19 protein-coding genes are annotated in these 22,814 nt (G+C 54.1%); 18 read left to right on the forward strand and 1 reads right to left on the reverse strand.

The annotated features are described in order from the left end of the window. Nucleotides 1–18 precede the first annotated feature (18 nt). The 18 genes from HYD27_RS02955 to HYD27_RS03040 all read left to right on the forward strand — a co-directional run bounded on the left by HYD27_RS02955 (nt 19) and on the right by HYD27_RS03040 (nt 21,762). Nucleotides 19–789, forward strand: a complete 771-nt coding sequence (locus HYD27_RS02955; protein WP_375373887.1) for an NUDIX domain-containing protein — start codon at nt 19–21, stop codon at nt 787–789. Between the two features lie 144 nt (nt 790–933). Next, a complete protein-coding gene (locus HYD27_RS02960) occupies nt 934–1,476 on the forward strand; it encodes a cysteine hydrolase family protein (RefSeq protein WP_219211289.1) in 543 nt (180 codons plus the stop codon). A 46-nt stretch (nt 1,477–1,522) separates the two neighbouring features. Then, nucleotides 1,523–2,977: a nicotinate phosphoribosyltransferase gene (locus HYD27_RS02965; protein WP_219211290.1), complete on the forward strand. Its 1,455-nt coding sequence runs from the start codon at nt 1,523–1,525 to the stop codon at nt 2,975–2,977. A gap of 567 nt (nt 2,978–3,544) precedes the next feature. After that, the gene (locus HYD27_RS02970; protein ID WP_219211293.1) at nt 3,545–4,555 is read left to right on the forward strand and encodes a 2-oxoacid:acceptor oxidoreductase family protein; all 1,011 of its coding nucleotides are present in this window, start codon (nt 3,545–3,547) and stop codon (nt 4,553–4,555) included. 25 nt (nt 4,556–4,580) lie between these two features. Next, nucleotides 4,581–6,887: a thiamine pyrophosphate-dependent enzyme gene (locus HYD27_RS02975; protein WP_219211296.1), complete on the forward strand. Its 2,307-nt coding sequence runs from the start codon at nt 4,581–4,583 to the stop codon at nt 6,885–6,887. Nucleotides 6,888–7,830: 943 nt separating this feature from the next. After that, nucleotides 7,831–8,859 (forward strand): ROK family protein, encoded by a 1,029-nt coding sequence (locus tag HYD27_RS02980; RefSeq protein ID WP_219211299.1) that lies wholly within the window; start codon nt 7,831–7,833, stop codon nt 8,857–8,859. A gap of 13 nt (nt 8,860–8,872) precedes the next feature. Further along, nucleotides 8,873–10,075: an MFS transporter gene (locus tag HYD27_RS02985; protein ID WP_219211301.1), complete on the forward strand. Its 1,203-nt coding sequence runs from the start codon at nt 8,873–8,875 to the stop codon at nt 10,073–10,075. Next, complete coding sequence (locus HYD27_RS02990) at nt 10,075–10,674, forward strand: DUF1349 domain-containing protein (protein WP_219211941.1); 600 nt, start codon at nt 10,075–10,077, stop codon at nt 10,672–10,674. The genes HYD27_RS02985 and HYD27_RS02990 overlap by 1 nt, the downstream gene beginning before the upstream one ends. A gap of 376 nt (nt 10,675–11,050) precedes the next feature. Then, a complete protein-coding gene (locus HYD27_RS02995) occupies nt 11,051–11,410 on the forward strand; it encodes a NifB/NifX family molybdenum-iron cluster-binding protein (RefSeq protein ID WP_219211303.1) in 360 nt (119 codons plus the stop codon). Nucleotides 11,411–11,439: 29 nt separating this feature from the next. Continuing rightward, entirely contained in the window at nt 11,440–12,318 is an 879-nt protein-coding gene (gene nifH, locus HYD27_RS03000; RefSeq protein WP_219211307.1) for a nitrogenase iron protein, read from the forward strand. 1 nt (nt 12,319) lies between these two features. After that, nucleotides 12,320–13,663 carry a nitrogenase cofactor biosynthesis protein NifB gene (nifB, locus tag HYD27_RS03005; RefSeq protein ID WP_219211309.1) on the forward strand — a complete coding sequence of 448 codons (1,344 nt, stop codon included), beginning with the start codon at nt 12,320–12,322 and terminating at the stop codon, nt 13,661–13,663. A 20-nt stretch (nt 13,664–13,683) separates the two neighbouring features. Next, nucleotides 13,684–15,003, forward strand: a complete 1,320-nt coding sequence (locus HYD27_RS03010) for an O-acetylhomoserine aminocarboxypropyltransferase/cysteine synthase family protein (protein ID WP_219211311.1) — start codon at nt 13,684–13,686, stop codon at nt 15,001–15,003. Between the two features lie 32 nt (nt 15,004–15,035). Beyond that, on the forward strand, nt 15,036–16,139 hold the full coding sequence (locus HYD27_RS03015; protein ID WP_219211312.1) for an ABC transporter substrate-binding protein: 1,104 nt from the start codon (nt 15,036–15,038) through the stop codon (nt 16,137–16,139). Next, complete coding sequence (locus tag HYD27_RS03020) at nt 16,136–17,137, forward strand: ABC transporter permease (RefSeq protein WP_219211321.1); 1,002 nt, start codon at nt 16,136–16,138, stop codon at nt 17,135–17,137. Before HYD27_RS03015 ends, HYD27_RS03020 begins: the two co-directional genes overlap by 4 nt. Beyond that, nucleotides 17,134–17,943, forward strand: a complete 810-nt coding sequence (locus tag HYD27_RS03025; protein ID WP_219211324.1) for an ABC transporter ATP-binding protein — start codon at nt 17,134–17,136, stop codon at nt 17,941–17,943. The genes HYD27_RS03020 and HYD27_RS03025 overlap by 4 nt, the downstream gene beginning before the upstream one ends. 115 nt (nt 17,944–18,058) lie before the next feature. Beyond that, on the forward strand, nt 18,059–18,925 hold the full coding sequence (nifH, locus tag HYD27_RS03030; protein WP_219211326.1) for a nitrogenase iron protein: 867 nt from the start codon (nt 18,059–18,061) through the stop codon (nt 18,923–18,925). A 49-nt stretch (nt 18,926–18,974) separates the two neighbouring features. Beyond that, nucleotides 18,975–20,456 carry a nitrogenase component 1 gene (locus HYD27_RS03035; protein WP_219211329.1) on the forward strand — a complete coding sequence of 494 codons (1,482 nt, stop codon included), beginning with the start codon at nt 18,975–18,977 and terminating at the stop codon, nt 20,454–20,456. Continuing rightward, nucleotides 20,440–21,762: a nitrogenase component 1 gene (locus tag HYD27_RS03040; RefSeq protein WP_219211330.1), complete on the forward strand. Its 1,323-nt coding sequence runs from the start codon at nt 20,440–20,442 to the stop codon at nt 21,760–21,762. Before HYD27_RS03035 ends, HYD27_RS03040 begins: the two co-directional genes overlap by 17 nt. A 515-nt stretch (nt 21,763–22,277) precedes the next feature. Here HYD27_RS03040 and HYD27_RS03045 read toward each other — a convergent pair. Beyond that, nucleotides 22,278–22,793, reverse strand: coding sequence for a MogA/MoaB family molybdenum cofactor biosynthesis protein (locus HYD27_RS03045; protein ID WP_219211333.1), 516 nt, complete (start codon nt 22,791–22,793; stop codon nt 22,278–22,280). Nucleotides 22,794–22,814: the final 21 nt, after the last annotated feature.

The following is a 22,814-nucleotide window of genomic DNA, read 5'->3' on the forward strand; positions in this document are numbered from 1 at the left end:
GGCAAAGGATGATTCATTGTGAGCGAGAACGGGGAACAAACCTATAATGTCAAAAAATACCGCACGCCGGACGGGGTTCCGGCTGACATCGTCATGTTTACGCTGACCAAACGCGAGCGCAAGACCGTCACCAAGACGCTTCCGCTGCGCGAGCTTAAGGTGATGCTGGTCAAACGCAAAAAATGGCCTTATGCCGGGATGTGGGCGCTGCCTGGCGGCTTTTGCCAGGAGGATGAATCGATCTACGATGCCGCGACCCGTGAGCTGAAGGAAGAAACCGGTGTGGACGGCGGACACCTGGAATATCTGGGCGTGTACAGCAAGCCCGGACGCGATCCGCGGGGCTGGATTATCAGCCATGCATTCTTTGCGCTGGTGGAGGAGTGGATGCTGGAGCAGAGACAGGCTTCCGATGACGCGGGAGAAGTAGGGCTGTTCACGCTTCAGGAGGCGCTTGAGGAGCTTGAGCTTGCTTTTGACCACCATGACATCATTACCGACGCCTATTTGCGGATTCAGCAGCAGATGCTGCAGACCACGATTGCCCGGCAGTTTCTGCCCCGCCATTTCACGCTCAGCGAGCTGTATCAGGTGATCCAGACGGTCGTTCCTGAATTCAAGGAGCCGAATTTTATCCGCAAAATCACTTCAACCCGCAGCCGCCAGGGTATATTAAAAGAAGTGAGGGATGAAGCCGGCAATCCGGTCAGCTCCAACCAGTACTCCCAGCGTCCGGCGCAGCTCTATATGTTCACGGACCATGAGCCTTTGTTATCGATCTATACTTAGCCTATCCGTTCGAAGCAAGTTTTGTATGAAGTGAATTCAGGCAAGCTTATGCTCACAAAACTCAGTCCATGCTTACGAAGCGAGTTTTGTACCAAATGAATTCGGGGAAGCTTATGCTACAAAACTTTCAGGAGGTAAACGGAAATGAGAGCATTGATCGTAATTGATTTTACCAATGATTTTGTGGACGGCAGTCTGCCTGTGGGGCAGCCCGGCATTGATATCGCACCCCGAATCAGTGAACTGACCCAGGCATTTGCAGACAATGGCGATTATGTCGTGATGGCGGTGGATCTGCACGAGGACAATGATCCCTATCATCCGGAGAGCAAGCTGTTCCCGCCGCATAATCTGCGGGGTACCGAAGGGCGCGGGCTTTATGGTAGCCTTAAGGACGTATACGAGCAGAATCAGGCTTCAATCTACTGGATGGACAAAACCCGCTACAGCGCCTTCAGCGGCACGGATCTTGCGCTGAAGCTCCGCGAACGCGGCATTACCGAGGTGCACCTGATCGGAGTCTGCACGGATATTTGTGTCCTGCATACGGCAGTGGATGCCTATAACATGGGCTTCAGCATTGTCGTTCACGAGGATGCCGTAGCCAGCTTCAATCCGGACGGGCATCTCTGGGCGCTGGGACATTTCCGCGGCAGCCTTGGAGCGGCCGTAGTTACAGCAGAATAACCGCTATTACACTCCAATAACCAGCGAAAAGCTAGGAGATGAGGATTTGAGGGACGAACTTGCTCTACATACAGATAAATATCAAATCAATATGATGTACGCCCATTGGATGAACGGAAGCCATAAACGACGGGCGGTGTTCGAAGCCTATTTCCGCCAGCTTCCGTTCGGCAACGGCTTTGCCGTGTTCGCCGGGCTGGAGCGTATCACCCAGTATATCGCCGAGCTGCGTTTTACGGAGGAGGACATCCGCTATCTGTCGGAGCAGGAGGAGAATTATGCGCCTGCGTTTCTGGCGGAGCTGCTGGAATTCCATTTTCAGGGCAGCTTGCACTCCATGAAAGAAGGTGCGCTGGTCTTCCCGGAGGAACCTCTGATCCGTGTCGAGGGCACGATCATGGAGGCGCAGCTCGTTGAGACGGCCATCCTGAACTTTATGAACTACCAGACTCTAATTGCTACCAAGGCTTCACGGATCAAGCAGGTGGCTCCGAAGGATACCTTGCTGGAATTCGGCACCCGGCGTGCGCAGGAAGCGGATGCGGCCGTTTGGGGCGCACGCGCGGCTTATGTCGGCGGCTTCCATGCGACCTCGAATATGCTGGCCGGCAAATTATTCGGCATTCCCACGAAGGGCACACACGCCCATTCCTGGGTGCAGAGCTTTGCCAGCGAGCAGGAGGCCTTCGATGCCTATGCCAAGGTGATGCCTGACGGCGTTACGCTGCTGGTGGATACCTTCGATACGCTGCGCAGCGGTGTGCCTCATGCAATCAATACCGCGAAGAAGCTGGAAGCGGCGGGCAAACGGATGAATGCGATCCGGCTGGACAGCGGCGACCTGGCCTATTTGTCCATTCAGGCGCGCAAAATGCTGGATGACGCAGGACTTCAATATGTGAAGATTGTAGCCTCCAATGATCTGGACGAGAACACGATTATGAACCTGAAATCCCAGGGGGCGGCAATCGATACGTGGGGAGTGGGCACACAGCTCATTACAGCCTCGGATCAGCCTTCCCTGGGCGGTGTATACAAGCTAGTCGAGATTGAATCGCCCACCGGTGAAATGGTGCCGACGATCAAGATTTCATCCAATCCCGAGAAGGTATCCACCCCGGGCAAGAAGGATGTCTTCCGGATTATCGGACCCAAGGGCAAGGCGCTGGCTGATTATATCAGCTTCCCGGACGAGGATGCGCCCCGGAGCGGTGCCCGCCTGAAGCTGTTTAATCCGCTGCATCCTTACCTGCAGAAATATGTGGAGGAGTACGAGGCTATGCCCATGCTGGAGCCCGTCTTCGTGAACGGGGTTCAGGTATACACGCTGCCGGGCTTGGATGAAATCCGCAGCTATCATCAGGCACAGCTTGACTTGTTCTGGCCGGAATATCTTCGCAAGCTGAACCCGGAAGTGTATCGTGTGAATCTCAGCGAGCGGCTATGGAACCGCAAGCAGCAGCTGATTGCCGAGCATATGCTGCCCGATCTGAATGATTGAGTGATTGAGTGATTTTCACAATGAACTCCAAGCCAAGGCCCTCAAGCGGCGGAAGACTGTCAAGACAGCGTCAAGCTGTTTTCCATGATTGTAATGCCCGGCGACCGGCCGATTTCATAGGACTGGCTGCATAATATAATTGATAAAGGCCCATCCGCAGAGGATGGGCTTTTGCATGGGAATTTTTTGAATCCGGCATTTCAATTACAGCAAAAAAAGACTGCGTCCAGGGAATGTGATATTTATCATGATTTCTGTGACAAATTTAACATCTTAATTTTTAATTAATTGCTAAATTAAGGCTACAAGCATCAGTGCTCCAGTCTTGATCAGCCAGACTTCACACAATATTCACAAAGTAATGTTTTTATGGCAGATTACCTTCTATTGAAGTAACGCCACACTGTCGTGTATAAAGAAATCGATTGAAATCCATAAAGAATTGTGATTCCAGTACGATGGAAAATGCAAGATTTGTCACTTCGCGACAGGCAAAATCAAGTTACAATTTTTGAAAAAGTCATATGGGATGTTATTCTACTTGACACTTAGAAAGGGGTTATGTCGGTGGTACAATTACCAATCGTTAACGATCTCGGATTTTTCGAGATTCGTCTGGAGTCCATTGGAGGCTTGGGCGCGAACCTGGCAGGCAAGATGCTCGCGGAAGCGGGAGTAGTCGGTGCGGGTCTGAACGGTGTAAGTTTCTCGTCTTACGGCTCGGAGAAGAAGGGGTCTGCCGTTAAGGCGCATATCCGCTTCTGCGATCTGAACACTCATATCCGCGATACGTCGCCGGTAGAACGCCCGCATGTAGTGGGTGTGTTCCATGAAGCGCTGGCCAAGACGGTCAACGTCACCAGCGGTATTCTTGAGCACAGTACGGTACTGGTGAATTCAGCCAAGACGCCGGAGGAACTGAAAGAGCTGTTGAAGATGAAGGCCGGAACCATTGCCGTGATCGATGCTACAAGCATTGCACTGAAAGAGAAGAACCGTGTAAACATGGCGATGCTGGGCGCGCTGTTCCGGCTCTGTCCATTCCTTGATACCGAAACCATGAAGGGTGTTATTGAGAAATCCCTGGGCAAGAAATATCCGCAGGCAGTACAGTCGGCCATTACGACATTTGACCGCGGCTATAATGAAGTGAAGTTTATGCAGTTTGAGCTGGCCCCAGGGGACAGCATGCCTGAATATGTCCGCTCCGATATGGGTGTGCTGGGTTACGACACACAGCCGATCGGCGGCACAATTATCGATCCCGGCGGCACCTTCCTGAAGAACCTGAGCATTTCGCGTTCCGGGATGATCCCGGTCTATGAGAACGAGTCATGCATCAACTGCGCGCAGTGCGATACCGTCTGTCCGGATCAGTGCTTTGTATGGGAGGAGCGGATTGACCGCAAGGGCCGTTCGCAAATGTTCCTGCAGGGCATCGACTATCAATATTGCAAGGGCTGCCTGAAATGTGTAGGCGCGTGCCCGACTTCGGCACTGTCAAGCCAGCGTGAGAAGGAAGGCTATGCAGACAGCCATTCGGCGCACCACCAATTTGATCTGGTTACACTGGCCTAATACGGGAAGAAGGGTGGAATGAATAATGGCAATCGATTATGAAAAAGAAATAGGCTCCGCCAAAGTGGAGCAGAAGTTTCTATATGAATCCGGTAATGAAATGGCGGCTTACGCCGCTCATCAGATCAACTATCATGTAATGGGTTATTTCCCAATCTCGCCTTCCACTGAGGTTGCCCAGTTTCTGGATACCATGAAAGCCAGCGGACAGCATGATATCATGCTTGTTCCTTCCGACGGCGAGCACAGCTCCGCCGGGATCTGCTACGGAGCATCCACTGCGGGCGGCCGCGTGTTCAACGCAACCAGCGCCCAGGGCTATATGTATATGCTGGAGCAATTGCCTGTACAAGCAGGTACGCGCATGCCCATGGTTATGAATCTGATCTGCCGTTCGATCTCCGGTCCGCTGAATATCCATGGCGACCATTCCGACTTATATTTTGCCCTGAATACAGGCTGGCCGATTCTGATGTGCCGTGATCCGCAGTCCGTCTATGACATGAACCTGATGGCCCTGAAGCTGGCTGAGCATGCCAAGGTCCGCCTTCCGGTTATGGTGGCATCTGACGGTTATTTCACGTCCCACCAGAAGCGCCGTGTGCAGGCTTTTGCCCACCGCGAGGATGTTCATAAGTTCGTAGGCGAGCAGCCGCCAGTCGGCTTCACAGACACGCTGGACCGCAATAACCCGGTTACCGTAGGCCCGTACATGAACGAACCGGATTATATCAATAACCGCTACCAGCAGTCTGTGGCCATGTACAATGCCGCTGAAGTATTTGAAGAAATCGCCCAGGAATTCTCCGAGCTGACCGGACGCCACTATCCGATGATTGAGCAGTACCGGATGGATGACGCCGATGTTGCCGTATTCCTGATGAATTCCGCTTCGGAAATCATCAAGGATGTGGTCGACCAGCTTCGTCTGCAAGGGATCAAAGCCGGAGCCATCTCCCCGAACATGATCCGTCCGTTCCCGCAGAAGCAAATTGCTGAAGCGCTCAAGAATGTGAAGGCTATTACGGTGGGTGACCGCGCGGATTCTGTCGGCGGACACGGCGGCAACATGGTCAACGAAATCAAAGCAGCATTGTTCACTTACGGCAACACCACCACTAAGGTCATCAGCCGCATCTATGGCCTGGGCGGCAAGGATTTCTATGCCGAAGACGGACATCATTTCTTCCAGCTGGCAATGGATGCTGTTGTTGCTGACCGTGTGGAAATTCCGTTTGATTACTACGGCCACAATCCGGGCACTCCGGAGAAAGCTCCTAAGCGCCTGTTGAAGCCGATGAATTTCGAATCGTTGAAGACGGGTCTCATTACCGTCAAGCAGGATGAAGAGACCGGCAGGCTCAGTGTGAAGGTTCCGCCGATCCGCAGCCTGATGAAGAAGCCAAGACGCATGTCTCCGGGACACGGCGCATGTCCGGGCTGCGGTATTTTCTCCGGACTGGAGCTGTTCTTCAAAGGAATTGAAGGGGACATTGTAGCGCTGTACCATACAGGCTGTGCGATGGTTACAACTACCGGCTATCCTTATTCCGCCCATAAATCGACGTTCATCCACAACCTGTTCCAGAACGGTGCAGCTACGCTGTCCGGTGTCGTGGAAATGTTCTGGGAACGCAAACGCCGCGGAGAGCTGGATGGACTTGGCCTGCAGGAAGACTTTACCTTTGTTATGGTTACTGGTGACGGGGGTATGGACATCGGTATGGGGCCGGCTATCGGAGCAGCCCTGCGCGGACACAAAATGATTATTGTCGAGTACGACAACGAAGGGTACATGAATACAGGCGCACAGCAATCGTATTCCACGCCGCTGGGACACCGTACCTCAACCTCCAGCATCGGCAAGACACAGCAGGGTAAAGTAACCCAGCATAAGGATACCGCGCAGATTATGGCGGCTACCAATATTCCTTACGTATTTACCGGCTGCGAGGCTTATCCGCAGGATATGCTCAAGAAGGCCGCCAAAGCCCAGTGGTACGCACAGAACGAAGGCCTGGTCTACGGCAAGATTCTGATTGCCTGCCCGCTCAACTGGATGACAGAAGACAAGGAAGGCACGAACATTGTGTCGCTGGCGGTAGAATCCTGCTTCTTCCCGCTCTATGAAGTAGAGCAGGGCACGACGACAATTACGTACAATCCGGAAGACAAGGACAAACGTGTTGAGGTCTCCGCATGGCTGAAGACAATGGGCAAAACCAAGCATCTGCTGAAGCCGGAGAACGAGCCTGCCCTGCATGCCTTCGAGGACGAAGTGCAGCGCCGCTGGAACCGTCTCAAAGCCAAACACGAGCATCCGGATTTGTAAGATCTATAGCATCTGTACTCATTCCTATATAAGACACGGGCCTGGCAGATTATCTGCCGGGCTTTTTTGAAAGATAAGAATTTATAAAAAGCTGATGGAACGCAAGGAAGAGATTCATAGGGGACTGAAGCGAAGTGTAAAAAGTAACACTAATAGGCTGGAATTTTGGATCTAACGGGCTTTAGTGGGATTTTGTACACTTCAAGGAGGCCCGTTCCCCCCATACGGCTGATTTCAGCCGGATTAGTTGTACTTTTTCCCACTAGGGATGATCCGGAATCCGAATGCGCTACTTTAGTTATCCTTTTTACCACTAAAATGGCTGCCCTTTTTATGAATGTTTCAAGTTCATTTTAATGCAGGCGTATTCCTCTGTAAGGGAGAGAAACGGATCGATTAGTGATTCTTTTCCCACTAACCCTTGCGAAAAAGCGGCTGGGGGAATATGAAGTGACCTTATCCACTTGGCTTCCCGCCTGGCTTCAGCAGCCAGCCTTACACCTGAATTGCAAAGAGCTGCGCTGCCCGGTCAAGGACGGCGCAGCTCTTTGCACTTATTGTTATTTTAAGAAATTATGAATTTCTTTTGCTATGGATAAGGTGTGTATAAATTGGGGGATAAGTTAAAATGCGTGGTAGTCTCGCTGCACCTGCGGGGTTAAATGGGCAGCGTCAAGAAGTTTGTGTAAAAGAGTAGAAGTACCTCCCCGGGTTACGTTAAATGTTTTGCAGGAGGAAGTGCGAAAGCAGGGGGGGTTAACCGAGATCACGAGGGCAGGGAAGTGGAGTAATTGAAGTGAAATTTGGCCACTTAAATGGACGGAAGAGTTTGCTTGCGAAAAGGGGTTGCGGGGAGAATGTGGTTCACTTTTTCCACTTGGGCAGAAAAAAATATTTATTAAAATACTTTTATAAAGTATTATAATAAGTGGGGTGAGCGGAAATGAATAACATTGTGGGCAATGCCCTGGTCATTAAAGAGGTAAATATCAACCTGGTGCGGCGTGTTCTGAGGGAGCGGAAACAAGCCACCAAACGGCAAATTGCCGAGGATACGGGACTCAGCATCGTTACAGCCGGTTCAGTGCTTGAAATGCTTGTCCGGCAGAACGAGGTGCTGGAGGCGGGGCAAATTGCCTCCAGCGGAGGGAGACCGGCCCAGCAGTATATATACAATGATGAGCATGCGCTGGCGCTGATTATGTTCCCTTTTGAAGAGCAGGGGGGAATCAGCATTCTCAATACGGTGGTTACACTCTCCGGACGCTGTCTGCATGAAGCCAGTACGCCTGTGCCGAAGGTTGATTTGGCCTGCTTCGAACACATCATTGATGAAGCGCTGAAGCAGTTTCCCGCTATAGAGGCTATCGGGTTCGGACTGCCCGGTGCAGAAGCGGATGGCAGGCTGGTGGTATCAGACTATGATGCCTTGCGCGGGGTTGCTGTGACGGAGCATTTCAGGCAGCGCTACATGAAGCGGATCATTATCGAAAACGATGTGAATGCTGCAGCAATCGGCCATTGCAGCAGAGCAGAGGCGGGACGGGAGGCTTCAGCCGTGTATTTATACTTTCCCGACCGCTTTCCGCCCGGGGCGGGAATTATTATTAACGGCAAGCTCCATAAAGGGAGAAGCGGCTTTGCCGGTGAAGTGGCCAACATTCCGCTGGGCATCTCCTGGCGGAGCAGTGAGTGGCAGTCTTCTCCGGCGAGGCTGACTGAGGCTGTTGCCAGGCTGACGGCAGCGGTCAGCAGTGTGCTGAACCCCGATGCAGTGGTGCTGTACGGAAGTTTTCTGCAGGAGGAATATCTGAGCGGCATTTCAGAACAATGTGCGGAGCTGCTGCTGCCGGATATGGTTCCGGACATCTTGCTTAGCAGGAGCTTTGCCGCAGATTACTTGAACGGCATGATCGTTTCTACGCTCGCAACATTGGAGACGGGACTGCAATTGACTAAATCTGACGGATAGGTGGCAGACATCGATGGCTACAATTTTTTTGATTATAATTTATTTGGCTTTTATCAGCCTCGGCTTGCCGGATTCGATGCTGGGAGCAGCCTGGCCGATGATGCGCCCGGATTATGGGGCTCCGGTGGATGCGGCGGGACTGCTCTCCATGATCGTTGTCGCAGGGACCATCGTCTCCAGCCTGGCAAGCGGTGCGGTGCTGCACAAGCTGGGCACGGGCAAGGTTACTTTTATCAGCGTGGCTGTGACGGCACTTGCATTGCTCGGCTTTGCTTATTCGCCTTCGATTTTTTGGCTGGCAGTACTTTGCCTGCCGCTCGGGCTAGGTGCAGGCTCCATTGATACCGGGCTGAACAATTATGTTGCCACCCATTACAAAGCCCATCACATGAGCTGGCTGCACTGCTTCTGGGGTGTTGGGGCGATGCTTGGACCGATTATTATGTCGCGTTATATTGCCGCCGGCGATTCCTGGCGTCAAGGATATTTGGCGGTCAGCCTGATTCAGTTTGCCTTGGTTGTGCTGCTGTTCGTTGCCCTGCCGCTCTGGAAGCGGGCGGAAGCAGCAGGCGGGAGGGCAGCAGCAACAGAAGTCCGGCAGGAAGTTATATCGCCGCAGGTTCCGGGAGCTGGAGTGCTGCGGATCAAGGGCGTGAAGCTGGCGATGATAACTTTTCTCTTTTACTGCGGGATTGAAGCCACACTTGGACTCTGGGGCAGCAGCTTCCTCGTTAATGTTAAGGAGCTGTCGGCGGCGACCGCTGCGGGCTGGGTGTCTCTCTATTACGGGGGGATTACCGCAGGAAGGCTGGTCACGGGTTTTGTTACCTTCCGTTTCAATAACCGCCAGCTGATCCGTACCGGCATTCTGGTCTCGCTGCTTGGCGCGCTGCTGCTGGTATTGCCGCTCCCGGCTGTGTATTCACTGATTGGCTTTATTCTGGTCGGGCTGGGCTCAGCACCCATTTTTCCTTGTATGCTGCATGAGACACCCGCGCGCTTCGGCAAGGAGCATTCCCAGAGAATTATGGGCTATCAGATGGCGATGGCGTATACCGGGGGCGCATTTCTGCCTCCATTGCTGGGCTGGATTGCCGCCCGCAGCTCCTTTGTGATTCTTCCGTTCATGCTTGTGGGATATATTGCTGTAATGCTGATAAGCTCGGAGAAGATTAACGCAGTGATGAACAAGCGGAAGGAAGAGGTGTCCATGTGATGCAAACAGTGGATTGGCAGAGCGGAATCTGGAGCAATGAGCCGGCTTCCGCTAAGGTTCAAGACGGGCTATTCGTTGTGGAAGCAGCGGAAGGCAGTGACTATTGGCAGAAAACGATGTACGGCTTTCAGCACGACAATGGGCATGCGCTGCTGGCTCCTTGGGAGGACCGTGAAGCGGTAGAAGTAAGCTTTTCCCTGCAGGGGTTTACAGAGCTGTATGACCAGGCGGGAATTATGCTGTGGTACAACAGCACGGTCTGGATCAAAGCCGGGATTGAGCTGAACGATGGTGTGCCGCATATCGGTGCGGTGGTGACGGACGGATATTCGGACTGGTCGTTGTCCCCTGTACCGGAGTGGGCCGGCGAGGTGGTCACGCTCCGGGCCTCGCGGCTGAATGATGCAGTAGTGATCAGGGCCAGAACAGAGACCCATCCATGGCGCACGATCCGGGTGGCCAGGTTTCCGTATGAGAAGGGGAAAAAGGCAGGTCCGTTTGTCTGCGCTCCTACCCGTGCCGGACTGGCAGTAACGTTCTCTCGCTGGGTGCACACGGCGCCCGATATAGATATCCACACAGACCCGCTTAAGGAGTAAAGCTGTCCGCCCCAGATCCGGAACTGCGGCAAATGCTCACAAAACCTTCACTATTTAAGGGATTGATCTTTGCGGATTCCTTAGGTATATTAATACAAAGTAAATCTATTGGTATTTGTTAATTTAGCCGAGCGGTTAACCGCAGGCCGGTATCAGTTTCCGCTGGAAGGGGACTGAGCCGGCCTTTTCTTTTCGCTAAAAATGTGAATAACATCACATGATTGCCGATGCTTCAACCAGAGTGAGCACACCAAGAGAATAGAGCATCTGCGAGATTGGGCCGACTGGACCACAATCCGGAGGCCAAGCCAAGCACCAGAAGAGGTGAGCGGTTTGGCCTCTTTGTGTATTTTCGAAAGAATAGGAGGGAATGCAGGTGAGCTGGAAGGTAGCTGTTGGCAGCTCCGATGGTTATGTGATCAATGAGCATTTTGGCAGATGCAGCCGCTTTTTAATCTATGAGATTGAGACGGACGGAACGTACAGCCAGATTGAGAACCGGAGCACTGAACGGAGAAGTGCGGGGCAAGGAGGCCATGACGCCAATCAGTTGCAGACAGCAGCAGAAGTGCTGGCCGATTGCGCCTTCGTGCTCGTCAGCCAGATCGGTCCGGGGGCGAGAGCGGTTTTGCACGACAGGGGAATACAGGCCATGGCTGTACAATCCCCGATAGAACAGGCGCTGGAGCGCCTGACCTCTTTTCTGCGTTCGGGCCGGGAATCCATTCTGAAGTAATGACTCATATCAGCAAAGGAGTGTCATCCATGACCAAAAAAATTAAGCAAATCGCAATTTACGGCAAAGGGGGCATCGGCAAATCGACCACAACCTCGAATATCAGCGCTGCCTTGTCGGTCGCCGGCTACAAGGTCATGCAGTTTGGCTGCGATCCGAAAAGCGATTCCACCAATACGCTGCGTGGCGGAGAATACATACCGACGGTGCTTGATACACTGCGGGACAATCATACCGTAAGAGCGCAGGATGTGATCTTTGAAGGCTTCAACGGCATTTACTGCGTGGAAGCGGGGGGACCGGCACCCGGGGTTGGCTGCGCAGGCCGGGGCATCATTACCTCGGTTTCCCTGCTGAAGCAGCAAAAGGTATTCGAGGAGCTGGATTTGGATTTTGTCATTTATGATGTGCTCGGCGACGTGGTCTGCGGCGGATTTGCGGTTCCGGTGCGGGAAGGCATTGCGGAGCATGTCTACACGGTAACCTCGGCGGATTTCATGGCTATCTATGCGGCGAACAATTTATTTAAAGGCATACAGAAATATTCTCAGGAAGGCGGCGCGCTGCTTGGCGGCGTAATTGCCAATTCGATCAATGCGCCTTATGCCAGGGACATTGTGGATGATTTTGTGAAGCGTACAGATACGCAGGTGGTGGAATATGTGCCGCGTTCCGTGACGGTAACGCAGAGCGAACTGCAGGGGAAGACAACGATTGAAGCAGCGCCGGATTCAGAGCAGGCGAAGGTGTACCGCAGATTGGCTCAAAAAATAGCCGATCATACCGTATCCAAGGTGCCGGCTCCGCTGGATACCCAGGAGCTGCGGCAGTGGGCGGCGGACTGGGGCAAGCAGCTGGTTGCACTGGAGTCTGGCCTGGCCGTTCCGACTGCTGCCGGGAGTGTGTAGCATGCAGGCACTGGAAGGAGTAGCCAAGCTGCAGAACCCTGAGCGGCATCCCTGCTATGACGAGCTGGCGCACGAGGTGTTCGCCAGAATGCACGTAGCGGTTGCACCGAAATGCAATATTAACTGCAATTACTGCAACATCAAATACGACTGTGTCAGCGAGAGCCGGCCGGGTGTGGTCAGCCGTGTGCTGTCTCCCGAAGAGGCCTACGCCAAAGTGCAGGATACACTTAGGGTTCTGCCGCAATTGACGGTGGTCGGCATTGCCGGACCGGGCGATCCGCTGGCGAATCCGGTGCAGACGTTTGAGACCTTCCGGCTGCTGTCCCGGGAAATGCCGGATTTACAGCTGTGCCTCAGCACCAACGGCCTGAAGCTTCCGGATTATGTGGAAGAGATTGTGGAATACGGCATACAGCATGTAACGGTTACGATGAATGCCGTAGATCCGGCGGTCGGAGGGCAAATCTATCATTCTATATATTACCGGGGCAAGGCGTACCGCGGAGAGGCCGGGGCAGAAATTCTGATCTCCCGCCAGCTGGAGGGAATCCGCGCAGTTGCGGCGCTCGGTATTAAGGTTAAAGTTAATTCCGTGCTGATTCCCGGCATTAACGACGAACATCTGGCGGAGGTAAGCCGGGTGGTGAAGGAAGCAGGAGGGTCCTCGCATAATATTATGCCGCTCATTATTTCACCGGGCAGCCGCTTCGAACGGGACGGCCGGCAGGCGCCGGACCCTGAGCTGACGCTGAGGGTTCAAGAAGAATCTGCGCGGGTGATGCCGGTTATGCGGCACTGCCGCCAATGCCGCGCCGATGCTGTAGGGCTTCTGGGTGAAGACCGCGGAGGCGATGTTCTGTCGGGCCTGCCGGTATACACCCTGGAAGAGCGGGAAAATGAGCTGCAGAGACTGGATAATAAGCTGCAGCTTCGCAGAGACCGGCGGCAATATGCTGCTCCCGGCAGCGGCGGAGTAAGAATTGCCGTTGCGACAAGAGGCGGAGGCAGGGTCAATCTGCATTTTGGCCATGCCGAAGAATTTCTGGTCTATGAGGTAGAGGGAGAAGCAGCACGGCTGCTGGGGGTCCGCAAGATTCAGGCATATTGCAATGGTACCGCCGCATGCGCCGGGGAGGATGAGGGGGCAGGCATTCTGAAGGAAACCATAGAGCTGCTGAGAGATTGCCAGATCCTGCTCTGTGCAGGCATTGGTACGGTTCCTCAGGAGGTGCTGCGCAAGGCGGATATTATGGCGGTTGTGACGAAGGATGAAATCGAATCCTCGCTGGTGAAATATGGACGTCTGCTGTCCTATTTTTCACCCGGGGCAGTTCCAAAATAATAAGCGAAAGTAGGATGGATATGACTGACAAAAAGCTGGGCTTCGATACGCTGAAGGTGCGGGCCGGTTACGACTCCCGGGAGCATAACTATGCGGTGGCTGTGCCAATCTATCAGACAGCTTCCTATGATTTGGGAAGTGTGGAGCGGGGCGAGAAGCTGTTCGGAATGGAAGAGGCCGGTTATTTGTACACCCGGATCGGCAATCCGACGGTGGCGGTACTGGAACAGCGTCTTGCCGCACTGGACAAGGGCACGGGAGCGGTAGCTGTAGCTTCCGGCATGGCGGCAGTAACTTATGCGCTGCTGAACCTGGCGGAAGGCGGCGGCCGGATTCTGACCACCCCGCGTCTCTATGGCGGAACGTTTGATGCGCTGCAGCATCTGTATCCGAAGTTCGGTGTCCATGTGGACTTTGTTGAAAATTCCGATGATCCGGAAGCTTTCCGGCGGTCGATAGGCCCGGACACAAAAGCTATTCTGATCGAGAGCATCAGCAATCCCAATTCCACGGTGCTCGACATTGAGGCGATTGCAGAGGCTGCGCATGACAACGGCATTCCGCTGGTGATTGACAATACATTTGGAACTCCCTATCTGTTCGATTCCTTTGCCAATGGTGCGGATATCGTAATTTATTCGGCCACCAAGGCGATTGGCGGCCATGGGACTACCCTCGGCGGAGTAATTCTGGAGAACGGGAAATTCGATTGGGCTAATGGCAAATTTCCGCATTTTGAGGAACCGCAATATCTGCTGCGGGAAGCAGAGAACGGCCGGGAGCGGAGCATTCTTGAGGTATTCCCGGAGGCCCCTTTTACAGCAAGAGTCCGTCTGAGCTACCTGGCGTATTTCGGTGCTTCGCTCGGCCCCTTTGATGCCTTTCTGCTGCTTCAGGGTACGGAGACGCTGTCGGAGCGGATTTCCAAGCAGGTGGCCAATGCCCTGCGTATTGTGGACTACCTGCAGCAGCACGACAGAGTGAGCTGGGTGAGCCATCCCGCTGCCGAGGGAAGCCCCTACAAGGCGCTGGCGGACAAATATTTCCCGAAGGGAGCCGGCTCGATCTTTACCTTCGGCTTCAAGGGCAGCGAGGAACAGAGCAGAACCTTCCTGAATGCGGTGGAGCTGTTCAGCTACCACGCCAATGTGGGGGATGCCAGATCGCTGATTATCAATTCCCCCAAAACCACGCACGGGGAGCTGAACCCCGAAGAACAGGCGGCAGCGGGGATAACGCCGGAAACTATCCGGCTCTCCATTGGTCTGGAGGACGCGGAAGACCTGATTCAGGATTTGGAGCAGGCCTTCGCCAAGGCCTTTGTAGAAACTCTGGTATGAGATTATTTCCCAATTGAGAAAGGAAGACTTGAATGAAGAACAAGAAAAAACTGCCGGCGGTTCTGCTGGTCACCGCAGCGCTTGTGGTCGTTACAGCCTGTGCCAATAATTCTGCCGAGAAACCGGATGCATCTAACAACCATAATCAGATGGCGAATGAATCGGCTGTTGCCGCGAATGCTCCGGCCGGGAATGCCCCGGACTCGAACGGCAGCCATGCCGCTCCGGCCGGCTATAAATACGGCAAGCTCAAAATTCAGGCACTGAGCGGAGCCGTCTGCGGAGCGCCGAGCTATGTGGCGTATGAGAAGGGCTTTTTTGCCGAAGAAGGTCTGGATGTGGAACTGGTCAGCGGCTCGATGGATGCGATGAAAACCGGGCTGACCACCGGCGAATTCACGGTGACCAACGGTGACTTTGTGTGGTTTACATCGATCCAGCAGGGACTTGACCTTAAGGTAATCGGCGGGCTGCATCACGGCTGCATCAAGCTGGTGGTTCCGCCCGGCTCGAGTATTAAAACGGCTGCCAATCTGAAGGGCAAAAGAATTGGCGTCGATGAAATCGGCGGTGTGCCGATGGCGGTCTCAAGCGTTGTGGTGACCAATGCCGGACTGGACCCGCAGAAGGATGTGCAGTGGCTCGCATATCCGCTGGATCAGCTGCAGGAAGGGGTTAAGAAGGGCGAGATCGACGTATATGCGGCCTGGGACCCGTTCGGCAAGCTGGCAGAGGTCAACGACGGTTACACCGTGCTGAGCGATATTTCAACCGATCATAACTTTGCCGGAAAAAGCTGCTGCTTCCTGTACGCCTCCGGCAAACAGATTAAGGAAGATCCGGAGCGTGTCGCCGCGATCGCCCGCGCTTACCAGAAAGCCACAGCCTGGATTGCCGAGCATCCTGAAGAAACAGCCCGGCTGGAAATTGAGAAAAAGTATGTGGCTACCGATGATGTGAAGCTCGTGACCGATCTTATCGAGAGCTACCATTTTAATTACACAACCGATGCTGCCCAGGAGGATATCCGCTATTTTGTACAGCAGTTCAGCAAAACGGGCTTTCTCAAAAAGGATACCGATCCCGAAGCGTTTCTGAAATCGGCTTATTATGATGTGTTTGGGGCGCAGCAATGAGTATTGTAGACCGGAATCTGGCGCTGGGCAGCCGCAGCCGTACCCGCAATAATGCAAGCTTTTCTGCCTGGCTGCGGGCCGGACTTCCCATCTTGTCTTTCGGTGCCGCCCTGGCCGCGAGTCTGGTGCTTCCAACCCGCCAGGAGGTAGAGCTTGCGCCTTACCGGATCGTTCTGCTGGCCTTCATCGGCTGTTTCGCGATCCGTATTTCCATTGGCAGACTGAGCAGCAAAAGATGGCAGAAGGTGCTCTATGGCGCCCCTTTTTATTCGGTGCTTGGCCTGACGCTGACGGTCTGGGACATACTGACGACGAAGCTTAATCTGCTCCCCCTGCCGTTCGTGCCGGGGCTGGCGCAGATTATTCAGGTGATGGTGGAGGATGCCAATACCCTGCTGCTCAGTACGGCGTATTCCCTGCGGCTGCTGGTTATCGGCTTTTTGATCGGCAGCTTCATCGGCATTGTGCTGGGTGTATTGATCGGCTGGTACCGCAAATGGAGCTACTGGATGTTTCCGGTGCTAAAAGTAATGGGTGTGGTCCCGGCGACGGCGCTGATTCCGATTGCGATGATCCTGGTACCCTCCAGCTTTTATGCCGGAGTGCTGCTGATCGTGATTGCCGTTTGTTTTCCGGTGGCATTCATGACAAGCGTGGGGATTGCCAATGTGCAGAATACGTATTTCGAAGCGGCGCGGACTCTGGGGGCTGACGAACGGTTTCTGATTTTCCGTGTGGCGATTCCCGGAGCGATGCCCTCCATCTTCAGCGGAATTTATACGGCTACAGGGATTTCCTTTGCAACCCTGGTGGTCTCCGAAATGATTGGAGCCAGAGCGGGACTCGGCTGGTATATCAACTGGGCCAAGGGCTGGTCCAATTACGCCAAGGTATATGCTTCGATCATTATTATGGCGGTAACCTTTTCAATCGTGATGGCGATTATTTTCCGGGTCAGGGACCGGGTATTGAAGTGGCAAAAGGGGCTGGTGAAATGAGTGAATTGCCGTCGCAGGCGGAGGGCGTCCGGGGGGCGGTGCAAATCCGGGGGGTGAGCCGGGTCTATGAAGAGGAATCCGGCCAGAAATTTGTGGCGCTGAAGGAGGTGGATCTTGATATCGCGGCGGGCTCCTTCGTCTCCTTCATCGGCCCCAGCGGCTGCGGAAAAACGACGCTGATGCGCCTGATTGCCGGTCTTGACGAATGCGCGGCCGGCGAGATTACCCTTGACGGAGCGCGCATTCACGGCACGCATTATGAACGGGGGTATGTGTTCCAGCAGGCCAACCTGTTCCCCTGGATGAGTATCCGCCAGAATATCGCTGCCGGGCTGAAGGCCCGGAAGATCTACCGGCAGCACCGCAAGAAGCCGGAGGAATATCTCGATATGGTTGGACTGCAGGGGTTCGGCAATGCATATCCGCATCAGGTGTCCGGCGGCATGGCACAGCGTGCCTCACTGGCCCGGGCGCTGATTAATGAGCCGAAGGTGCTGATGCTGGATGAGCCGCTGGGGGCGCTGGACGCTTTTACCCGGATGAATCTGCAGGATGAACTGCTCCGGCTGTGGAAGCTGCGCGGCACGACCATGATTCTGGTCACCCATGATGTTGACGAGGCCGTCTATCTCAGCGACCGGATCGTGGTGATGTCCTCAAGACCGGGACAGATCAAAGAGATTGCAGAGGTGGAAATGGCGCATCCGAGGGACCGGAACAGCCCGGAGTTTATTCAATTGCGTTCGAGAATTCTGGAAACCCTGCACTTTGCCGGCAGCGGCAAGAGCCTGGAGTATTACCTGTAGGCAAAGTGAATTGGAACAGCCCCCGCGGTTTCGGTCCGCGAGCTGCGCGGTGCAAGAGCATGAAGAACAGCTCTAATTTGGAAAATATCAGCTTCATAAGAGAGGACGTTGAAACATGAGGCAAATCGCTTTCTACGGTAAAGGCGGTATCGGTAAATCCACAACTTCCCAGAACACCTTGGCCCAGCTTGCAACCAAATTCAAACAAAGAATTATGATCGTGGGCTGTGACCCCAAGGCAGACTCCACACGCCTGATTCTGAACACCAAAGCCCAGAACTCCGTACTGCAGCTGGCGGCGGAACTGGGTTCCGTAGAGGATCTTGAACTCGAAGATGTGCTGCAGACCGGCTTCGGCGGCATCATCAATGTAGAGTGCGGCGGACCTGAACCGGGCGTAGGCTGCGCAGGGCGCGGGATCATTACAGCCATTAACTTCCTGGAGCAGGAAGGCGCTTATCAGGATCTGGACTTCGTATCCTATGACGTACTGGGCGACGTTGTATGCGGCGGTTTCGCAATGCCTATCCGCGAAGGCAAGGCGCAGGAGATTTACATCGTCTGCTCCGGTGAAATGATGGCGATGTACGCGGCCAACAACATCGCACGCGGTATCCTGAAATATGCCACAAGCGGCGGCGTGAGACTGGGCGGACTGATCTGCAACAGCCGTAACACTGACCGTGAAGATGAGCTGATTACGGAGCTTGCCCGCCGTCTGAACACGCAGATGATCCACTTTGTACCCCGCGATAACGTCGTTCAGCATGCAGAGCTGCGCAGAATGACAGTTGCCCAGTACAACCCTGCACATCAACAAGCCAAAGAATATGAAATCCTGGCTGAAAAAATCCTCAACAACAAAATGCTGAACATCCCTACTCCGATTTCCATGGAAGAGCTGGAAGAGCTGCTGATGGAATTCGGGATTATCGAAGATGAAGAAGCTGTACTCAAGAAGGAGAAGGCTTCCGGCCAATAAAGACGACCGATCATTATTTTGCCCAGTGGGCCAGGAAAGGGAGAAGAGAATGAGCAAAGTAAACTTGAACACCCCCGAGGTTCCGGTCCGCGAGCTGCGCCTGGGGTCGATTACCGGATTTGCCGGTACAGCGGCAGGGCTGGTAAGCTGCTCCAATAACGGCGGCATGAAGGACGGGTCGCGCTCGTTCAGCCAATGCATGGGCTGCAGCTCCGGCAATGCGTTCTGCCAATTGTCGATGATTACGGATGCGGCCATGGTCAACCATGCGCCCGTAGGCTGTGCCGGGGATTTCTTCGGCTTCAATTTCGTCTACCGTGTGGGCCAGATGGAGCGTGACCTGCCGCCTGTAATCGGCCGCTATTTCAATACGAATATCGAAGAGATGGATACGGTATTCGGCGGAGCCCGGAAGCTGGAAGCCACCATTAAGCTGGCATATGAGCGGGTTAAGCCGAATGCTATTTTTGTGACGACCTCCTGCGCTTCGGGCATTATCGGCGATGATGTCGAGAGTGTCACGAACAAAATGACCAAAGAGCTGGGTATTCCGGTGGTGACCTGCTTCTGCGAAGGCTTCAAATCCAAAATCTGGACCACCGGCTTCGATTCGGCCTATCATTCGATTGTCCGCAAAATCGTGAAGCCGCCGCAGAAGAAAACCAACAAGGTCAATATCATCAACTTCTGGGGCAGCGATGTCTTCTCCGGCCTGCTGAACAAGCTCGGCTATGAAGCGGATTATATTGTGCCGTTCTCGACTGTGGCCCAGCTTGAACGGATCTCTGAGGCTGCGGCGACGATCCAGATCTGCCCTACACTGGGCACTTATCTGGGCGCTGCCCTGGAGCAGGTCTACGGCGTTCCCGAGATCAAAGCACCGATTGCCTATGGTGTCGCCGGCACCGATGCCTGGATGCGCGAGCTTGGCCGGGTGCTGGACCGGGAGCAGGAGATCGAGGAGATCATTGCAGCGGAAAAAGCGGCCGTGCTGCCTCAGCTTGAAGCGTACCGGGCCAAGCTGGCAGGGACGACCTGCTATATCACCGCCGGATCAGCCCATGGCCACGCCTTGATCGCGCTGCTGCGCGAGCTGGGGATCGACGTGCAGGGCGCGGCGATTTTTCATCATGATCCGGTGTATGACAATGGCGATCCGGCAGCGGATATGCTGGATCATACAGTCAAAACCTATGGCGATGTTCTGAATTACAATGTCTGCAATAAGCAGGCCTATGAGCTGGCCAATATCCTGAACCGTGTCCGCCCCGATCTGATGATTGCCCGCCATGGCGGCATGACCCATTGGGGAGCCAAGCTGGGCATTCCGACACTGCTGATCGGAGACGAACATTTCAGCTGGGGCTATCAGGGGCTGCTGAACTATGCCGAGCGGATTCTGGAAACCCTGGATAACCGGGAGTTCGTGACGAACCTCGCCAAACACAGCACGATGCCTTACACCAATTGGTGGATGGAGCAGAACCCGTATACTTTCCTGGGAGGCAACGTTCATGTCGAAGCATATTGAGCAGCCGCGTTACTCCTGCGCCCTGGGTGTGCAGCAATCGGTGATTGCGATCCAGCGTGCGGTGCCGGTAGTCCATGCCGGTCCCGGCTGCAGCACGAAAATCCACGGCTTTCTCGGCCAGGGAGAGGGATATGCGGGCGGAAGCACCATTCCCTGCACGAATTCCAGTGAGGCGGAAATTGTGTTCGGCGGGGAAGGGAAGCTGCGGAGCGTCATTAACGGGGCTTTTAAAGTGATTGATGCCGATCTGTATGTGGTGCTTACCGGCTGCACCTCCGACATTGTGGGGGATGATGTGGGCCAGGTGACCCGGGAGTTTCAGGATTTGGGCAAGCCGGTGGTGTATGTGGAGACCGGAGGCTTCAAAAGCAACAACTATGTCAGCCATGATCTGGTCATCCAAGCCATTGTGAACCAGTATGTAGATAAGTATGCAGCGGATAAGAATGAAATCATTCCCGGATTGGTCAATGTTTTTGCTTCAGTTCCCTATCAGGACCCTTACTGGATCGGCAATCTGCAGGAGCTGAAGCGAATCCTTGCGGGCATTGGCCTGAAGCCTAATGTACTGTTCGGGCCGGAATCCGGCGGGGTGGAGGAATGGCTGACTGTCCCCAGAGCGGAGTTCAACATCGTAGTATCGGCATGGCCCGGACTGAAAAGCGCGGAGCTGCTGCGGACCAAATACGGGACCCCCTTTTATCAATTTCCCTATCTGCCTGTCGGAGGAATGGAAACCGGGCGTTTCCTGCGGGAGGTGGCGGATTTCAGCAGCGTGGACAGGGCGGCGGCAGAAGCCTTTATTCAGGCTGAGGAACGGAAGTTTTATGCCCATATTGAACGGACAGCGGATTTCATGCTGGAATTCCGTTACGGGCTGCCGCGTGTGTTCTACACGATGCTTGATGCAACCTATGCAGTCGGATTTGCCAAATATCTATTGAATGAGCTGGGTATTCTGCCTGCTGAAACGCAGTATGTCGTCGACAACACGCCGGAGGAATACCGTGCAAGTATAGTGGAGCAGTTCCGCAATATCTCTTCCAGACGCTCAGCCAAGGTCGAGTTTGTGGAAGACGGGGGAGCCATTCAGGAGGATATCCGGCAAAATAAACCGAAGCAGCGTGCGCTTCTCCTCGGCAGCGGCTGGGAGCGTGATCTCGCCTCCGAGCTTAGCGCCGATCTGCTGCCGGTGAGCGTGCCGGTCACCTACCGGCTGATTCTGAACTGCGGTTATGCCGGTTACAACGGGGGGCTGCGGCTGATCGAGGATATCTATGACCGGGTATTGAACACTTACCGCTGAAAGCTCGTAGGTTGATTTGGCAGCCTTATGCAGCCTGAACCAACAGCCCGCCGGTAAAATGGAAGCTTGAGGCTCTACGATTACAGGCCGTATAAAGAAGATAAGAGAACCAGCCGGCAGCAAGCCTGCATCACTGGTTCTCTTTCTTCAAGGTCTGGCAGGTATCCGGCAGGAAGCGGTTATCTTCTTTTGCTGCGCTGCATGCCGGATATATTGCAAATTTCATCTCTGATACTGTAGGTGTATATGTGCTGGGGAACTGGCACACAGTGATGGCGTCTGACGATCTCAACAGGATGAATCACCTGCACGATTTGCGGGTGATAATAATCTTCATATACGACCGATGGGGGATCTGTAACCGTTTCTGTTGGGCATTTTGGACAGTTTCTCATTTCATTCAGCTCCTTCGCCGTTGGACTTATGCCAGTATACGCACAGCACACCAGCCTGCTTGTTCATTTGTCCATCCGGCTGATAAATGGGCGCGGAGCTGTGCCGGGCTTACCCCCTGTCTAGGAACGCTTGTAAATCTCCCTCATGACATGCCTCAGCTCGGGAATGATCAGCCTCTCCATGGCGAGCTTAATCGCACCAGTAGAGCCGGGCATGGAGAAGACCGCCGTGCTGCCGATGGTGCCGGCAATCGCCCGGCTGAGAATCGCGGCGGAGCCGATGTCCTCAGTGAAGCTGAGGAGCCGGAAGATCTCTCCGAAGCCAGGCAGCGTTTTGTCCAGGAGTGAAGCCACCGCCTCATAAGTGGTATCACGGGGGGAGATTCCTGTGCCGCCGGTCAGCAGAACGGCTTCGATGCCGGAATGAACCGAGCTTTTATAGACCAGCTCGCGGATATCTTCATAATCATCCTTTACAATCGTACTGCCTGTGACCGCAAATCCTGCTTCTTCAAGCATGGTTCTGATCAACGCGCCTCCGGTATCGGTCTCCGGTGTACGGGTGTCCGAGACGGTTACGATATAACAGGCTACACTTTGGGGCGCCTCGCGCCGGTGTTCCTCTACGGATGACATGCGGGTTAGCTCCTTCATAAT

The sequence above is a fragment of the Paenibacillus sp. S150 genome, from assembly GCF_019352175.1.
Lineage (GTDB): Bacteria > Bacillota > Bacilli > Paenibacillales > Paenibacillaceae > Paenibacillus_AQ.

Excerpts from the sequence above, each read along its gene's own strand:
- nifB (WP_219211309.1), top strand. The coding sequence starts at position 12,320 with ATGCAGGCACTGGAAGGAGTAGCCAAGCTGCAGAACCCTGAGCGGCAT.
- HYD27_RS03025 (WP_219211324.1), top strand. The coding sequence starts at position 17,134 with ATGAGTGAATTGCCGTCGCAGGCGGAGGGCGTCCGGGGGGCGGTGCAA.
- HYD27_RS03035 (WP_219211329.1), top strand. The coding sequence starts at position 18,975 with ATGAGCAAAGTAAACTTGAACACCCCCGAGGTTCCGGTCCGCGAGCTG.
- HYD27_RS03015 (WP_219211312.1), top strand. The coding sequence starts at position 15,036 with ATGAAGAACAAGAAAAAACTGCCGGCGGTTCTGCTGGTCACCGCAGCG.
- HYD27_RS02960 (WP_219211289.1), top strand. The coding sequence starts at position 934 with ATGAGAGCATTGATCGTAATTGATTTTACCAATGATTTTGTGGACGGC.
- HYD27_RS02975 (WP_219211296.1), top strand. The coding sequence starts at position 4,581 with ATGGCAATCGATTATGAAAAAGAAATAGGCTCCGCCAAAGTGGAGCAG.
- HYD27_RS03010 (WP_219211311.1), top strand. The coding sequence starts at position 13,684 with ATGACTGACAAAAAGCTGGGCTTCGATACGCTGAAGGTGCGGGCCGGT.
- HYD27_RS03045 (WP_219211333.1), bottom strand. The coding sequence starts at position 22,793 with ATGTCATCCGTAGAGGAACACCGGCGCGAGGCGCCCCAAAGTGTAGCC.
- HYD27_RS02985 (WP_219211301.1), top strand. The coding sequence starts at position 8,873 with ATGGCTACAATTTTTTTGATTATAATTTATTTGGCTTTTATCAGCCTC.
- nifH (WP_219211326.1), top strand. The coding sequence starts at position 18,059 with ATGAGGCAAATCGCTTTCTACGGTAAAGGCGGTATCGGTAAATCCACA.
- HYD27_RS03040 (WP_219211330.1), top strand. The coding sequence starts at position 20,440 with ATGTCGAAGCATATTGAGCAGCCGCGTTACTCCTGCGCCCTGGGTGTG.
- HYD27_RS02980 (WP_219211299.1), top strand. The coding sequence starts at position 7,831 with ATGAATAACATTGTGGGCAATGCCCTGGTCATTAAAGAGGTAAATATC.
- HYD27_RS03020 (WP_219211321.1), top strand. The coding sequence starts at position 16,136 with ATGAGTATTGTAGACCGGAATCTGGCGCTGGGCAGCCGCAGCCGTACC.
- HYD27_RS02990 (WP_219211941.1), top strand. The coding sequence starts at position 10,075 with ATGCAAACAGTGGATTGGCAGAGCGGAATCTGGAGCAATGAGCCGGCT.
- nifH (WP_219211307.1), top strand. The coding sequence starts at position 11,440 with ATGACCAAAAAAATTAAGCAAATCGCAATTTACGGCAAAGGGGGCATC.